The organism is Bradyrhizobium sp. WBOS07, assembly GCF_024585165.1.
In the GTDB taxonomy this organism is placed as follows: domain Bacteria; phylum Pseudomonadota; class Alphaproteobacteria; order Rhizobiales; family Xanthobacteraceae; genus Bradyrhizobium; species Bradyrhizobium japonicum_B.
Window position 1 is genome coordinate 912,247 of sequence record NZ_CP029008.1, and the last position, 14,897, is coordinate 927,143.

14 protein-coding genes are annotated in these 14,897 nt (G+C 67.1%); 6 read left to right on the top strand and 8 right to left on the bottom strand.

Translation table 11 applies throughout. The annotated features are described in order from the left end of the window. Positions 1 to 25 precede the first annotated feature (25 nt). Positions 26 to 2,092, top strand: a complete 2,067-nt coding sequence (locus tag DCM79_RS04330) for an AsmA family protein (RefSeq protein ID WP_257178802.1) — start codon at positions 26 to 28, stop codon at positions 2,090 to 2,092. 171 nt (positions 2,093 to 2,263) lie between these two features. After that, positions 2,264 to 4,711: an adenylate/guanylate cyclase domain-containing protein gene (locus DCM79_RS04335; RefSeq protein ID WP_257178803.1), complete on the top strand. Its 2,448-nt coding sequence runs from the start codon at positions 2,264 to 2,266 to the stop codon at positions 4,709 to 4,711. A gap of 781 nt (positions 4,712 to 5,492) precedes the next feature. Here the strand turns inward: DCM79_RS04335 and DCM79_RS04340 are convergent. Next, positions 5,493 to 5,666 (bottom strand): hypothetical protein, encoded by a 174-nt coding sequence (locus tag DCM79_RS04340; protein WP_257178804.1) that lies wholly within the window; start codon positions 5,664 to 5,666, stop codon positions 5,493 to 5,495. 273 nt (positions 5,667 to 5,939) lie between these two features. Here DCM79_RS04340 and DCM79_RS04345 point away from each other — a divergent pair, with 273 nt between their 5' ends. Further along, positions 5,940 to 6,767 (top strand): hypothetical protein, encoded by an 828-nt coding sequence (locus DCM79_RS04345; RefSeq protein ID WP_257178805.1) that lies wholly within the window; start codon positions 5,940 to 5,942, stop codon positions 6,765 to 6,767. On the opposite strand, the gene DCM79_RS04350 is transcribed toward DCM79_RS04345, so the two are convergent. The 6 genes from DCM79_RS04350 to DCM79_RS04375 form a co-directional block, all read right to left on the bottom strand. Continuing rightward, positions 6,768 to 8,096: a Spy/CpxP family protein refolding chaperone gene (locus tag DCM79_RS04350; protein WP_257180690.1), complete on the bottom strand. Its 1,329-nt coding sequence runs from the start codon at positions 8,094 to 8,096 to the stop codon at positions 6,768 to 6,770. A 314-nt stretch (positions 8,097 to 8,410) separates the two neighbouring features. After that, positions 8,411 to 9,523, bottom strand: a complete 1,113-nt coding sequence (locus DCM79_RS04355) for a LysM peptidoglycan-binding domain-containing protein (protein ID WP_257178806.1) — start codon at positions 9,521 to 9,523, stop codon at positions 8,411 to 8,413. Between the two features lie 22 nt (positions 9,524 to 9,545). Then, on the bottom strand, positions 9,546 to 9,698 hold the full coding sequence (locus DCM79_RS04360; RefSeq protein WP_257178807.1) for a hypothetical protein: 153 nt from the start codon (positions 9,696 to 9,698) through the stop codon (positions 9,546 to 9,548). A 60-nt stretch (positions 9,699 to 9,758) separates the two neighbouring features. Next, positions 9,759 to 10,736, bottom strand: a complete 978-nt coding sequence (locus tag DCM79_RS04365) for a phosphatase PAP2 family protein (RefSeq protein ID WP_257178808.1) — start codon at positions 10,734 to 10,736, stop codon at positions 9,759 to 9,761. Between the two features lie 219 nt (positions 10,737 to 10,955). Then, on the bottom strand, positions 10,956 to 11,078 hold the full coding sequence (locus DCM79_RS04370) for a hypothetical protein (protein WP_257178809.1): 123 nt from the start codon (positions 11,076 to 11,078) through the stop codon (positions 10,956 to 10,958). 87 nt (positions 11,079 to 11,165) lie between these two features. Continuing rightward, positions 11,166 to 11,342, bottom strand: a complete 177-nt coding sequence (locus tag DCM79_RS04375; RefSeq protein ID WP_257178810.1) for a hypothetical protein — start codon at positions 11,340 to 11,342, stop codon at positions 11,166 to 11,168. A 237-nt stretch (positions 11,343 to 11,579) separates the two neighbouring features. Here DCM79_RS04375 and DCM79_RS04380 point away from each other — a divergent pair, with 237 nt between their 5' ends. Beyond that, entirely contained in the window at positions 11,580 to 12,722 is a 1,143-nt protein-coding gene (locus DCM79_RS04380; RefSeq protein WP_257178811.1) for a lactonase family protein, read from the top strand. Between the two features lie 124 nt (positions 12,723 to 12,846). Continuing rightward, entirely contained in the window at positions 12,847 to 12,978 is a 132-nt protein-coding gene (locus DCM79_RS04385; protein WP_257180939.1) for a hypothetical protein, read from the top strand. 6 nt (positions 12,979 to 12,984) lie between these two features. Here the strand turns inward: DCM79_RS04385 and DCM79_RS04390 are convergent, their stop codons facing one another. Next, positions 12,985 to 13,596, bottom strand: coding sequence for a PAS domain-containing protein (locus DCM79_RS04390; RefSeq protein ID WP_257178812.1), 612 nt, complete (start codon positions 13,594 to 13,596; stop codon positions 12,985 to 12,987). Positions 13,597 to 13,883: 287 nt separating this feature from the next. Between DCM79_RS04390 and DCM79_RS04395 the strand changes: the two genes are divergently transcribed. Then, on the top strand, positions 13,884 to 14,774 hold the full coding sequence (locus DCM79_RS04395; protein WP_257178813.1) for an efflux RND transporter periplasmic adaptor subunit: 891 nt from the start codon (positions 13,884 to 13,886) through the stop codon (positions 14,772 to 14,774). Positions 14,775 to 14,897: the final 123 nt, after the last annotated feature.

Sequence of the window (14,897 nt, forward strand, 5' to 3'; positions counted from 1 at the left end):
GACTGTCCGTCGTTGGAAAGTCGACATGAGAGCAGTGAAATTCGCCGGCGCGGCTTTGGCCGCAATCATCATCGTGATCGCGACCCTGCTGGTGATCGGGATCCCATCGGGCTTCCTGACCTCGACGATCGCCTCGCGGGTCGAGAATGCGACCGGCTACCGGCTGTCGATCGGCGGCACCACGAAGATCAGCCTGTGGCCGGCGCTGAACGTCACCCTGAACGACCTCACGCTTGCCGACCCCAGGGATCGCAGCGGCATCACGCGCCTGACGGTCGACAGCGTGCAGGCCGAGATGTCGCTCTCCAGCCTGTGGTCGGGCCGTCCCGAGATCGGCGAGCTCATCGTCACCCGTCCCGTGCTCTACCAGCCGCTGCTGCGGGAGCGCCTGCCGAATGCCGGATCTTCCTCGAAGGCGCCCGCGCTCAAGCTCGACGGCGCGTCGATCGACCGCGTCAAGGTCACCGACGGCGAAGTCGCCTTCTCCCGCCTGCGCGATCGCGTCGAGGGCCGCATCAGCGCCATCAACGCCGAGGCGATCGTCGGCCGCGACCGCAAGGTCGACGTCACCGGCACCGCGCGCGTCGGCGACCACCCGACCAAGTTCGACATCAAGGCGACCGCGCCGGCATCGTCCACCGACCGCCCGACCATCCCGGTGGATTTCGCCATCGACATGCCTGATGTGCTGAAGTCGCAACTCACCGGTCACGCCGAGATGCGGATGAACGGCGACGTCGTGATGATCAACGGCGTCAACGGCCGGCTCGGCGACGGCGCGTTCAATGGCTGGGCGTCGGTCGACATCGCGAGCAAGCCGTTGGTAAAGGTCGATCTCGACTTCCAGCGGCTGGCGATTCCGCTGGCCAAATCGCCGCAGGGTGCATCCGGGCAGCCCTGGAGCAATGCGCCGATCGACGTCTCCGGGCTCAATTATGTCGATGCGCAGGTGAGGATTTCCGCTAACGAGGCCGTGATCGGCGATGCGCGCATCGCGCCGCTGGCGCTCGATGGCAAGCTCGCCGGCGGCGTGTTGAAGGCCGGCACCGCCAATCTCGGCGCCTATGGCGGCCAGGTCTCGGGCGAGGTGATCCTGGATGCGACCACGGGCGCGCCCAGCTTTGCCATGCATTCCGATCTCGTCGGCGTGCGCGCGCTGCCGCTGCTTCAGGGCCTTGCCGAGTTCGACCGCATCGACGGCAAGCTGCAGGCCAAGCTCGCGTTGCGCAGCGCCGGCACCAGCCAGCGCGCCCTGATGGCGAACATGCAGGGCACCGCCTTCGTCAATTTCCAGGACGGCGCCATCCGCGGCATCAACGTCGCGCAGATGATCCGCTCGCTGACGTCGGGCACGCTGTCGGGCTGGCAGGACAGCCCGAGCGCCAGCCAGGAGCAGAGCACGGACCTGTCGCAGCTCTCCGCCTCGTTCCGCATCGACAAGGGGCAGGCGGTGACGACCGACCTCAATCTGATCGGGCCGCTGGTGCGCGTCACCGGCGCCGGGACCATCGCGCTCGACACCAAGATGATGGGCTTTCGGGTGGAGCCGAAGCTGGTGATGACCACCGAAGGCCAGGGCCGCACCAATGAGCCGGTCGGCTTCGGCATTCCCGTGATGATCCAGGGCTCCTGGTCGCAGCCGCGGATCTACCCTGACATGGCCGGCATGCTGGACAATCCGGATGCCGCCTATGCCAAGCTGCGCGAGATGGGCAAGGGCCTGTTCGGCCCTGACGGCGCCGGGCTCGGCAACATTCTGGGCGGTCTCGGTCTTGGCGGGGCCAATGCGCCGGGCGGCGGCAATGCGGCCGGCAACGCCAATCCGCAGGCGCAGCAGCCCGGGCAGAACAATCTGCTCGGCGGCCCGCTGGGCGAGGCGCTCGGCAATTTGATCCAGCAGGGGTTGTCCGGTGGCGCGGGAAGCAGCACCGGCGCCGCGCCAGGCAGCGGCCGCAGCCGCAGCTTGCCGGGCACGCCCTCCACGCCGGCGCCGCAGGCTTCGCCCGCAGCCCCTGCTCTGGACGACCCGCCGGTCGCGCAGCAGGACAGTCAGCCAATGAACGACGTGCTGCGGCAGCTCTTCAACCGCTGATGGGGCTGCGACCATCCCTCCTTCCACCCGCCCCGGCGTCCGCAGCGGGTAACCACGCCGGCTCGTCCCCGGGCCGCGTCGCGGTCCTTTGGCCCAAATTGTGATAGAACGACCCCGCAAGGGCCTTGCGGCCCGTGGCGCCGGCGTCGATGGCGGCGCGAGAGGATCGGGATGGCAGGAGCGAACGACAAGACACGGTTTCTGCGCGAGGGCCTGTTCGCCAAGTACGTCGTCTCCCTCGTCGGCCTCGTCGTGTTCGTCCTCGCGGTCAACGGCGCAATGGAGACCTGGATCTCCTACCGCGCCACCAGGACCCAGCTCACCGACGGCCTGGAGGACAAGGCGCAAAGCGCCGCCCGGCGGATCGAGCAGTCGATCTCGGAGCTCGACCGCCAGATCAGCTGGGTGACGCGGGCGAGCCAGGACACGCTCGAGAAGCGCCGCGCCGACTACGCCTCGCTGCTGCACCAGGTTTCGGTCGTCAACCAGCTGTTCCAGCTCAACGGCGAGGGCCGCGAGGTGCTGCGGGTCTCGCGCCAGTCGACCACGATCGGCAGCAACGCCGATCTCTCCCGCGACATCCGCTTCACCGAGACCGTCGCCCGCGGCGTCAGCTACGCGCCGGCCTGGTTCGCCGAAGGCACGCCCATGATGTCGATCTCGGTGGCGCATTCCGGCTTCAATGCCGGCGTCACCGTGGCCGAGATCGATCTCGGCTTCCTCTCCGACTTCCTGTCCGATGCGCAGGTCGGCAAGGCCGCCTTTGCCTATGTGGTCGATCCGCGTGGCCGCGTGCTGGCGACGTCGTCGAAAGGGCCCGAGGTCGGCAAGGACCTGTCGAAGCTGCCGCAAGTCGCGGCGGCGATCGCGCCCGGCCACGCCGCTGAGACGTCCGGCACCGACTTCAACGGCCATGCGGTGATGAGCGCCGCGAGCATCGTGCCGAAGCTCGGCTGGAGCGTGCTGTTCGAGCAGCCGACCACGCAGGCCCTGATGCCGATCCGCGACCAGCTGGTGCGCATCGCGCTTTTGATCGGGATGGGCCTGATGGTCGCGATCCTCGCCGGCACGCTGCTCGCCCGCCGCATGATCATCCCGATCACGGCGCTGCGCGACGGCGCGCATAAGCTCGGCGAAGGCGATTTCAGCCACCGCATCGACGTGCACACCTCGGACGAGCTGGAGGACCTCGCCAGCCAGTTCAACCGCATGGCCGACCAGATCCAGGAGACCTATTCGAACCTGGAGACCAAGGTCGAGGAGCGCACCCGCGATCTCGCGCAATCGATCAACGAGCTGAAGGTGCTGGAGGAGGTCGGCCGCGCGCTCGCCGCCTCGCTCGATCTCGACGCCGTGCTGCCGACCATCGCCGCGCGCGCGATCGAGATCACCCATGCCGATGCCGTGCTGATCTACGGCTTCGACGCCGAGCGGCGCCGCTTCACCCTGGTCGAGGCCGGCGGCATCGACAGATCGGCCGACGGCGCGCATGTCACCATCGACGAAGGCGACAACATCCTGAGCGATGCCGCCAGAAGCGGCGAGCCGATCGCGCTGGCCGATCTCGACCACGCCGCCGAGCAGCCGCTGCGCGAGGCCGCGCTCGCGGCCGGCTTCCACTCGGTGCTGGTGGTGCCGCTGGTCGACCAGCAGGGCACGCTCGGCTCGCTGGTGGTGCTGCGGCGCGCCGGCGGCGAGTTCGCGCCCAGCCTGATCGGCCTGATGCGCACCTTCGCCAACCAGGCGGTGCTGGCGATGCGCAATGCGCGCCTGTTCACCGAGGTCGACCACAAGGGCCGCGAGCTCGAGGCCGCCAACGCGACCGTTCGCGCCCAGGCCGACAAGCTGCGGATACAGACCGAGCAGCTCAAGGACTGGAACAAGTCGCTGGAGGAGCGCGTCAAGACCCAGCTCGGCGAGATCGAGCGCATCCGCAAGCTCGAGCGCTTCCTGGCGCCGCAGGTGGCGCAGCTGATCGCCTCCTCCGACAGCCCGGAAGGGCTGCTCACCAGCCAGCGCCGCGAGGTGACGGTGGTGTTCTGCGACCTGCGCGGCTTCACCGCGTTCACCGAAGCCACCGAGCCGGAAGAGGCGATGAACGTGCTGCGCGAATACCACGCCGCGCTCGGCGGGCTGATCTTCAAATACGAGGGCACGCTCGACAAATATGCCGGCGACGGCGTGATGATCCTGTTCAACGCGCCGATCCAGTTCGAGGACCACACCAAGCGCGCCGTGAAGATGGCGGTGGAGATGCGCGACACGATCGGCCCCCTCACCGAGCGCTGGCGCAACCGCGGGCACAGCCTCGGCTTCGGCATCGGCATCGCGCTCGGCTACGCCACGCTTGGCCAGGTCGGCTTCGAGCAGCGGCTGGAATATGCCGCGATCGGCAGCGTCACCAACCTCGCCTCGCGCCTGTGCGGCGAAGCCAAGCCCAACCAGATCGTGGTCAGCCGCCGCGTCTACGGCATGGTCGAACCTTTCGTCGAAGCCCGCGCCCTCGACGATCTCCAGCTCAAGGGATTCAACCATCCCGTGCTGGCGATGGAGATCCTGAGCTGGAACGAGGATGCGGAGAACGTGGTGGATGCATCAGCGCTGCGGATGCGGGGGTAGCTTCGTCGACTGCCTCTAGTGCCGTAGCCCGGATGGAGCGCAGCGAAATCCGGGTCGTGCACAAGCGACGGCGGTCCCGGATTGCGCTTCGCTTCATCCGGGCTACGGGCCTTTGTATTCCGATAGCCTATCGCGATCCCGCGGCGGAATGCGCCCGGGTTTTGCTTCGTCGAGCCCTTCGAAATGGAAGGGCGCAGGGAAGGCCGGGCACCGGCTGGCACCCGCAAGACCCCTGTGCATGAGTGCGTGATAGTCGCTCACAGGGGAGAAACAGGTGTGGCCGAATGCCCGGCCTTCCCTGCGCGATGGTTGAAACGGCTTATGTCGCGCTCTCGCCGGTGAGACGATTTCCCGTTGCCACCGTCGCCTTGCAGCTTTCATCGGATGCGCCGTCCGGTCGGACCAGCGCACCGCTGCAAGACTTGACGCCGGAATGTCGGGCGTCACGACCACACGATTTTGCCGTACGCGTTCGACGTCGTCGTACACGCGCCCGCTGATCGCTCACAGGGGACTACCCCGCCCTGCGACCGCATCTGGCGCCGACGCCGCCCGCGTCCACCGCTCCTCACCCCACGAACCCTGACGATCGCGATCCGTCCCTTACCATGGGATGAGTTGAAGCGGATCATAGGGTGTGTCGTTTTTCTTGTAAAGCGAAATTTTGATTATTCGAAGAGGAGCGACGAGAGCCTTCTCAAAAGTATCGAAAACAACCCCATGCACAGTAGACGGGGCTAGCGGGATCAAGGGGTTATGAGAGGGGGGCGGAACTCACAAGTCAGCGCGGCGGATCTTCGCGCAGACCGTCAACCTTGTTCTTGATCTCGGCTGTGGTCGCACTCCGATCCCTGGCGACGATTTCGATTTCGTCACCGTCTTTGAGTGCAAGTCCGTCGATCAGCTCCTGGGGAAGAACCCCAGCCAGATCGTCATCCCATTTGAACACCTTCATCGCGGCCTCCTCTCAAACCACAGCGCTGTCGTCATCTCGCAAATGTGCTGAGGAGACGGATGGCCTTGGCTCCATCGAACAGATGCTCCGGCCCCCGCAATCACTTGCCGGACGAGTTATAGCGCAGCAGAGGCATGCCGCGCCGCGGGTCTCTCGATTTCCCCGAACCACATCCCCGTTCCGCGCGACTAACCCTCGCCTCAACGGCGAGGCTATTTCGATGGGAGACGGTCTGTGGCGTTTGCCTTGCCTTCGCGTGCGTATGATCTGCAGATGCTGGACCGTCCGGTCGACCGCGCGCGCGACCAGGGCTGGGTGTTTGGGCTGCCGCCGGGCATCGCAAGCGAGCAATGGCCGCTCGATCCCGTCACCGGATATCCGCTGATGCACGGCTTCACGCTGGAGCTGCCGGAGGATTACCGCGTGCATGGCGCGGATATCGTCGCGCTGTCGTTCTTTGCCACGGCGCCCGACCACAATGACGGCGGCGCGCCCGATGATCCTGAAGTCCGCGAAGCCATGAAGGCGCGCCCCTTGCATCCGCGGCTGTCGCGCATGACCGACATTCTCGACTACGAATATGCCGCGCTGCTGCTGACGCGAGCCGAATACGAGGGCCCGTTCGCGATGCCGCCGGAGCCGCTGGCGCTCGCGACCGCCGACCGGCCGCGCTGGCTCGATGTCGGCGGCGCCAGCGCTTTCTTCGAGGCCGCAGCGCCCTACGCCAGGAAGCTATTTGCGGCGCCGCCGCGCGCCGATCTCAGCGAGACCCGCGCGATCGGCATGACGCCGCGCGCAAACGACCCTAACGCCGGCAAGGAACCGCAGGACGAGCACACCCGCAGCAATCCGCCGACCGGCTATCAGCCGTATTATTACTATGTGGGCGGCGTCCCTAGCCGCGACAATTTTCGCCTGCACGAATGGAGCAAGGATCACGCCCACAATCATCTCGGCGGCACCATGCGGCCGTGCCAGGCGGTGCCGGAGATGAGCCCGTTCTACATCGAGTTCGAGGAATATTTCGGCGGTTACAATTTCGGCGGCGGCAACGCGCAGCTCGACTTCAGGGACATGAAGTTCGACTGGGCGTGCGGGTGATCACGCCCCCCGCTTCGGCCCGATCGCCTCGAAGCCCGCCTTCTGCTCGTCGCTCAGATCCGCCTCGAAATCGTCGAGCGCGTCGGTGACGCCGTTCACGGCCGCAAGCATCGCTTCCAGCCGCGCCTTGGCGGCGGCGAGGCGGGCTTGGGGCGTGGCGGCTGACACCGCCGGGCAGGCGCTGAGCGTCTGCATGGTGCGCAGGGCGGTGTCCTGCAGCACCTCGAAGCGGGCGCGGGCGATCTCGTCGAGGCGCAACGTGGCGGCGATGTCGTTCGCGGGCCATTGCTGCTGCACCAGCTGCTCGTATTGACGCTGCAGCTTTTCATCGTAGCGGGGATCGCTGTCGGCATCGCAGGCGGCCGCCGCCGGCGCATCCCTGCTCGAATCCTTGCTCGCTTCCTTGCTCGAATCCTTGTTCGAATCCTTGTTCGAATCCTTGCGTTGCATCGAGGCCAGCGCGGCGCGGCGCTCGCCCCCGAGCGCATTGAGCCGGGCCTTCTGTTCGTCGTCGAGCAGATCCGTGAACTTCGCAAGCGGCGGCGCGACGGCGTCGATGGCCTCGATCATGGCCTCCAGGCGCTCGCGCATCAGGCCGAGGCGCTCGGCGGCAGCAGTCGGCGCCTGCGCCGGGCAGGCGGCGCGAATGATGTCGCGCGCATTGCTCCAGGCGGAGGCGAGCTCGTCGAGCGCGGTGCGCTGCAATTCGTTGGGGGCGACGGCCGCAGCGATGCGGTCGACCGGCAGGCCCCCGGTGTCGCTGGCCTCGCACAGGGCCTCGGCGGTGGGGACGCGCCGGCCGCGGCGGCCTTGCGGGGCGGTGTAGGCCGCGAGCTCGGTCGCCGCATAGGGCGCGAAGATCGCGGCATAGACGTCGCCATAGCCGTAGAGCGAAAGGCTGGTGGCATCGCCGAGGATGATGGCGTTGGTGAGGTCGTCGTGCGCGAACGGCCAGAACACCGGGCCGGTCCAGCCATAGCTGCCGTCGGGATGGCGCCACCAGCCTTGCATGCGGCGGCCGCCCTGCCAGCCCGCAAGCGCGGCCTGCGCGGTAAGCGCCGCGCGGAGCATATAAGGGTTCGCAGGCTGGCCGCGCTCGGCGCCGCGCGGATCTTGCGAGCGCAAGGCCGCGGAGCGGTAGCGGCTGCCCCGCACCGCCATGCGGGAATGGCGCAGGCGCGACATGCCGAGCATGTGGCCGACGGCGAAACGCGCCACGCCGAGCGGACCGCCGCGGATTCCGAATTGCGCTTCGGCTCTCTCGGGCAGCAGCACGGCCGCAATCAGGAGGGTCGCGCCGGTCAGCGCCAGTCCCATGCGTCCCGACATGACCGCCGACCTGACCAACTCGGCCTCCTCCCAGCTGCCACGCGCACACTGCGTCACAGGGGACATGACGCGCCAGGGAACCAATTGTTCCGGGGAGACACAGGGCAAAGCGTCGCGGGCGACCTATGGCCGGGCCGCACAATGACGCTTCGGCAGCGGCCTGCGCGCGCGCCTCGTCCTTCGAGACGCTTGCTGCGCAAGCTCCTCAGGATGAGGCTAAGCCACCGTCGAATTTGCCGCCACACACTCAGTCCTCATCCTGAGGGCCCGCCAAAGGCGGGCGTCTCGAAGGATGGCCGCGGGAAAGCTCCCGCTCACTCCGGCTTTTGCGGCACCACGAAAGTCTGGCCGGGATAGATCAAATTGGGGTTGCTGATCTTGTCGCGGTTGGCGTTGAAGATGACGGCGTAGCGGGCGCCGTCGCCGTAGGCGAGCCGGCTGAGCGCCCACAGGCTGTCGCCGCGGGAGATCACGCGGCTGGCGCCGGCCTCCGCCGGAACCGTGTGAAGCACCTCGGCCGGCGAGGCCGATGCCACCGTCGTGGTGGCGGCGGGCACCCGCGCCATCGCCCGGGGTTTCGGCCGGGGCGCTGGCCGGTCGGGCGCTGAGGCCAGACGCGGCGAGGCCGACGGCAGGGCCGCCACGACGTCCGACTTGTCATCGGCCTTCTCGGCCTGCTTCGGCTCCGGCTTGATCTCCGGCTTCGTCTCTTGCCGCGCGACCTGAGCCGGGCGCGCGGGCGGCGGTGCCGCCTCGGCGATGGTCACCGGCATGGTCTTGCCGGATTGCGTGACCGTGCCATCCGGCGCCTTGGCCCGCAGCGTCAATTCATAAGAGCCGGCGGGAAGCTGCGGCGGGGTCATCACGAACTGGCCCGAGGCGTCGGCGGTCACCGTATCGAGCGGCTTGCCGTCGCGCAGCAGCTCGACCTTGGCTCCCGGCGCGGCCCGGCCCGCGATCACCGCCGCCTCGCCGTGATCGTCGACGCGGGCGACGTCGAAACGGGGCCCGGTATCGGCGGCCGCCGCCGGCGGCTTGACCGGCGCGAGATCGGGCAGCGCCGCGACCTGCTTTTGGATCTCGGCCAGCGGGGCCGGCTTCGGCTCGGGGGCCGGCACCGGGACCGCCGCCGGCGCTGGCTCAGCTGCGGGCGGCGCGACGGCAGCCAGCTTTGGCTGATCCGGCTTGGCCTGATCCAGTTTCGGCTGTTCCGGTTTCGGCTCGGCCTTGAACTCGGCCTTGGCCTCGACTTTGGGTTCGACCTTGGTCTCCGGCTTGGCTTCCGGCTTAACTTCCGGCTTGGCGGCGATTGCGGTCTTGGCCCCGTCCGGCAGCATGCGGCGCAGCTCGGTCGGGCCGATCACCAGCACCGTGCCGACCAGTGCGAGCAGGCAGAAAGCAATGAAGGCCTTGGATGCGGTGATCATCGGAAAAACCTTGGATGGCAAATCAACCGAGGCCGGCAAGGTGCGCCGATTTGGCCGCGGCAGCAAGCCGGTCGAAGGGATGATCGCCCGGCTTTACCGTCACCGACGACGTCGACCTCGCCTTCACCTCGCCCGACGGCGCAACCAGGCGCGCGAACAGCGCGCCTTTGCCCACCCGACGCGCTTCCGCTTCACCAGCGACTCACTTTTCCGGATCAGGCTTTGGCGGACGCGATCATTCCGGAACGCGGGCGAAGACGGCGTCGGCTGCGACAGGCCCGGCAGGCTGCATTCGTTCATCCGCCAGGCGGGCGAGCGCGCGTTGCACGGCGAGCCAGCTCAACAGCGCGATCGCCAGGCCAGCGATGACGTCGCAGAAATAATGGCTTCCATCCACCGGCGTCGCCGCGATCATCGCAACGTTGAGCAGGGCGGCGATGCCGCCGATATATCTCACCGGCCACAGCGCCAGCAGGAACAGCAATCCGAGTGCGGCATGCAGGCTCGGGAAGCTGATGATGCCGTCGGCGCCCTCCGCGACCAGCTGACGGATGGTTCCGTCGCGCAAGCCAAAGAACACGGGCAGCGGCAGATCCCGCGTGACCGGCACGATCGCCGGCGAGTTGACCGACGACAGATCCAGATAGCCCCAGACGCCCTGCGCCGGCATCAAGGTCGACACGCCGATGGTCAGAAGCGTCGTCAGTACGAAGCTCAGCATGAAGACGCGCAACCGCAGGGCATGCCCCGCGGCGGCCAGGACGAGGACGATCGCGGTCGCCTGCACGGCAAAGCTCGCATAGGCGAGCGCCAGCGTCCGATGCAGAAGCGGCGCGGCGTTCATGGCATCGAGCCACGACATCCAGTCGAAGCCGAGCCGCCGGTCCAGCGCGGCGAACTCGCTGTCCCACAGCGGCAATGCCGCGCTCGCCGCGACATAGGACAGGGGCGCGGCGACGGCTGCGAACGCAATGAGCTGGGCCGCCGCGATCAACGCGCTGGCAAGAGCCGCGTCCTTGCGGACCGTCGCGTAGAACCAGCTCAGCGATATGAGCAGGCCGCCGACGAGGGCAGGTTTCCAGAACGAGATCCATTCGATCCGGAACGGCCCCAGCATCGCCGCGATCAGCACGACAGCGGCCGTGGACCCGATCGCGAGCCAGGCGATGCGATCGGCGTGCTTCGACTGATCAGGGGCGATGGGCTGGCTCATGGGCGGCGATCGTCCGGGGCGGCAACAGGAACGACCGGCGGGATGAGGTATGACAATGCCCCCGCCAGATGGGCCAGCTTTATCGGACGAAGATTAAGAGAGTCGTTCTCCGGACCCTTCAATTGCCTTCAGCCGGCCGTGCTCGACCGGAGCCGCCGTCCGAAAAATGGGGTCAAACCGCTGGAGATGCGGGATCCTGCTTGATGATAGCTCGCGGACTCAGAGCTTCTGTTTTGCCGCGGTGATTTCGACGAACTCGGCGTCGGGATGGCTGACGATGGTGGCGACCCAGATGCCGCTGATGATCAGCGACCAGGCAGTGTTCCAATAGATCCAAAACACGAGCCAGCCTCCATTTCGATCGCCGTCCGCAGCATCAGGATCGCGACACGGCCGTCGGCGCTATCCTCGGCGCTATTTTGACTTGGTCTATTTTGACTTGGTCGCCGGCGGGGCACGATCGGTTTGGCCGCTGTGGCGCTTTGCCACGACGTCCTCATCGCGCTCGCCCAGGTTCGGGCGCGGCGGCGACTTGGGGAGGCCGGCCTGGCCGCCATGCTTGCCGCCCATGTCGGGCTTACCTTCAAGATCGTTTTCACGGGGCATGCGGGTTCAATGCGCTCGCGCGGCTTTGGTTCGCATGGCGCCCGCCATTTTGGCTGCGCGCGATCGCATGGGATGGCCGCACCTTGCGTTGCACGACGGAATGCCGGGGACGTCCACGCGGCTACCGATACGATTTCGGCATCGATCAATTCCCATTCGAATTTGGTGCGGCGGTGCGCCGCTCGCTATCCTCATGGGCAAGAGCACAAGGCCGCGACGCAGCCACAGGAGGAGCCCATGTCGAGACTGCCCCGAGGCAGCGCAGCCACGGCGTTCCGCGCCGCGATTGCCGTCACTCTGTTCGCGTCCCTCACCCTGTTTTCTGGAGCCCGCCCCGGCATGGCCGAAACGTTCATTTATGTCGGCAACGCCGACAGCAACGACATCAGCGTGTTCAAGCTGGCGGAGAGCGGCGAGATGATTGCGGTGCAGACGGCCGCCTTCAAGGGCGTCGACAAGCCCGGCTCCTCGACACCGCTTGCGATCACGCCCGATCGCCGCGTGCTGCTGGCCGGCGTCCGCTCGCAGCCATACGTCGCCGTGAGCTTCGCGATCGATCCTGGAACGGGCCAGCTCAACCCTGTCGGCAGCGGGCCGCTCGCCGACAGCATGGCCAACATCGCCGTCGACCGCAGCGGCAAGTTCCTGTTCAGCGCCTCCTATGGCAGCAACAAGGTCGCGCTGAATCCATTGCACGCAAGCGGCGTCGCCGGCGAGCCGAAACAGGTGATCGCGACCGGGCTGAACGCGCACGCCTTCCTGCCCTCGCCCGACAACCGCTTCGTGTTCGCGACCAATCTCGGCTCCGACCAGGTGCTGGCCTTCGCGTTCGACGCCGCGACCGGCACGCTGACGCCGGGCAACCCGCCGGCCTACAAGATGCCGGACAAATCAGGACCGCGGCACTTCGTATTCCACCCCAACGGCAAGTTCGTCTATCTCGTCCACGAGCTCAACGGCGACGTCGCCGCGTTCGCCTATGCGGCGGAGAGCGGCGCCTGGAACGAGATCCAGCGCACCACCGCGCTGCCGGAGGGTTTTTCCGGCAAAGAGCCTGACAAGAAACCCTGGGCCGCCGACATCCACATCACGCCGGACGGCCGCTTCCTCTACGCCTCCGAGCGCACCACCAGCACGCTCATCGCCTACAAGATCGACGCGAGCAGCGGCAGGCTGACGACGATCGGCAGCGTGCCGACCGAGAAGCAGCCGCGCGGCTTCCAGATCGATCCCTCCGGCCGTTATCTCGCCGCGGTCGGCGAGCTCTCCGACAGCATGACGGTCTATGCGATCGACCGGAGCAGCGGCGCGCTGGCCAAGCTGAAATCCTATTCCACCGGCAAGAAGCCAAACTGGGTGGAGTTCGTGACCCTGCCGTGAGAGGGCGCCCCACGGCCTACGTAAACATCCGTAACGTAAACATCCGCAATTTCGGAGAGCGCGCCTTGCCGTCATATCATCGGCCATGGACCGTCACATTGTCTTCAAATGCCCGCAGACGGGCATGAACGTGCAGCATCGGCTCAGCAACGAGCCGACCGACCGCACGCATGAGTCGGTGTCCTGTCCGGCCTGCACGCGGCTGCATCTGATCGACCGGGCCAGCGGCAAGCCGCTGGGCGAGCGCCGCGGCTGAAGGCGGTTACCGCCCTCTCGTGACTTGCGCCGTGACGTCCTCGACGTGGTGCAGCAGGTAGAGCAGACGGCCCGCCGGGTCGTGGATCGGCGAGTTGATCGGCTGCCAATGGCGCTCGACGAAGACGCCGCCGGGATTCCGGATGTCGTAGCGCTGGATCGCCATGGCGTGCGCCTGCCCCGTCTCGGCCACGATCCTCAAGCTGCCGTAGAGATTGCTGACGCCATCGGCGAGCGGATCGTCGGGATTGTCAGGAAATATCTCGAACAGCGACCGGCCGACGATTTCGGCCCGGTCGGTCAGGGTCGCCGCGGCATAGGCATCGTTGATGTCGACGATCAGCAGGCCCGGCCCCGGGTCCAGCAGCATGTAAGGATGCGGCGAGGCATCGAATTCGGGCTGGAATTGCCGCCGCATCGTATCGGCGTCACCGTGCTGCCGGCGCCGCTGTTCAAGCGGCGTCGCATCGGCGCCTGACTCCGCCGAGCTCAGCAGCGCCAATTGGCGCTTGGCCGATGCCAGCAACCCCCGCACCGTGTTCTGGACCGTTGAATCGGTCGCCTCATGGAGCAGCCGCTCGAAATGAGCGATATTCTGCTCGCAAACGAACCGTTGCATTCCACCTCAACCATGAGCTGTGCGGCGGCGATGCCGCCTCATCCTGATCCTAATCCCATACAGGCGGCTCTCGCATGTGAGAAGACCGTGATAGCCGCACTTTGGAAGTAGGGCCGAGCGCGCGCCCGCCCGGCAAAAAGGCGAACCTGTTCTCCAATCCTGCGACTAATCAAGGACTTGCTGCGACGGCCCGGGCGGCACGGCCTGCTTTTTGGAGACAACGCTGCCGTAGTCCGCGACCCTGCCATCTGCTATCGATTGGAGCCATAGAACCCGTGGAATTTCCGATGCGTCGTTTGCCCCGTGCCGTTGTTCGAAGCCTGTGTCCCGCAGCCGTCGCCGGCGTGCTTGCCCTTGGTTCATGTCCGGCCAGAGCCGCCGATGACGAGGCGCCCAAGGGGCCGGCGGTCACGGTGCTGAAAGTCGCAAAATCCTGCTTCTCCGACATCGTCGAGGCCACCGGCACGATCATCGCGCGGGAGGAGACCTCGGTGCGGCCCGAGCGTCCGGGCCTGAAGGTCACGGACGTGCTGGCGGAAGCCGGCGACACCACCACCGCCGGCCAGGTGCTGGCGCGGCTGGCGCTGCCCGAGGGCGGCACGCTGCAGGTCACCGCTCCCGTGGCGGGCGTGATCGCGACATCGACCGCCCAGATCGGAAATTTCGCCTCGGCCAAGGGCGAGGCGCTGTTCACGATCGTGGCGCGCAGCGAATACGATCTCGTCGGCCTCGTGGCGACCTCCGACGTGCGCAAGCTCGCCGTCAATCAGCCGGCGACGGTGCGGATCGCAGGCAGCGGCGACATCGACGGCAAGGTGCGCCGTATCGGCCCGACCATCGAGCCCAACATCCAGCAGGGCATGGTCTATATCGGCATCTCATCGCAGAAGCGGCTGCTGCTGAAGGCGAGCGGGCGCGCGCTGATCAAGACCGGGCAGAGCTGCAACGTTGCGGTGCCGCTGACATCAGTGCAATATTCCTCCGCCGGCACCGTGGTGCAGGTGATCCGCCGCAACCGCGTCGAGACCAAGCGTGTCGAGGTCGGCTTGATGTCGGGCGGCAATATCGAGATCCGCGACGGCCTCAACGAAGGCGATGTCGTCGTCGCCCGCGCCGGCGCACTGCTGCGTGAAGGCGATCCGGTCCGCCCGGTGATGGCCGCGGAAGCGGCGAAGTAGCAGCCACGCCCGTCATTGCGGTGCAGAGGCAAACGTGCGTCACACACGCATGCCGCAGGGTGGGCAAAGCGAAGCGTGCCCGCGTCTTCTGTCGAGATGATGGAGAGAATGGTGGGCACGACG

Coding starts and splice junctions, on each gene's coding strand:
- DCM79_RS04330 (WP_257178802.1), top strand. CDS start 26: ATGAGAGCAGTGAAATTCGCCGGCGCGGCTTTGGCCGCAATCATCATC.
- DCM79_RS04335 (WP_257178803.1), top strand. CDS start 2,264: ATGGCAGGAGCGAACGACAAGACACGGTTTCTGCGCGAGGGCCTGTTC.
- DCM79_RS04340 (WP_257178804.1), bottom strand. CDS start 5,666: ATGAAGGTGTTCAAATGGGATGACGATCTGGCTGGGGTTCTTCCCCAG.
- DCM79_RS04345 (WP_257178805.1), top strand. CDS start 5,940: ATGCTGGACCGTCCGGTCGACCGCGCGCGCGACCAGGGCTGGGTGTTT.
- DCM79_RS04350 (WP_257180690.1), bottom strand. CDS start 8,096: ATGTCGGGACGCATGGGACTGGCGCTGACCGGCGCGACCCTCCTGATT.
- DCM79_RS04355 (WP_257178806.1), bottom strand. CDS start 9,523: ATGATCACCGCATCCAAGGCCTTCATTGCTTTCTGCCTGCTCGCACTG.
- DCM79_RS04365 (WP_257178808.1), bottom strand. CDS start 10,736: ATGAGCCAGCCCATCGCCCCTGATCAGTCGAAGCACGCCGATCGCATC.
- DCM79_RS04375 (WP_257178810.1), bottom strand. CDS start 11,342: ATGCCCCGTGAAAACGATCTTGAAGGTAAGCCCGACATGGGCGGCAAG.
- DCM79_RS04380 (WP_257178811.1), top strand. CDS start 11,580: ATGTCGAGACTGCCCCGAGGCAGCGCAGCCACGGCGTTCCGCGCCGCG.
- DCM79_RS04385 (WP_257180939.1), top strand. CDS start 12,847: ATGAACGTGCAGCATCGGCTCAGCAACGAGCCGACCGACCGCACGCAT.
- DCM79_RS04390 (WP_257178812.1), bottom strand. CDS start 13,596: ATGCAACGGTTCGTTTGCGAGCAGAATATCGCTCATTTCGAGCGGCTG.
- DCM79_RS04395 (WP_257178813.1), top strand. CDS start 13,884: ATGCGTCGTTTGCCCCGTGCCGTTGTTCGAAGCCTGTGTCCCGCAGCC.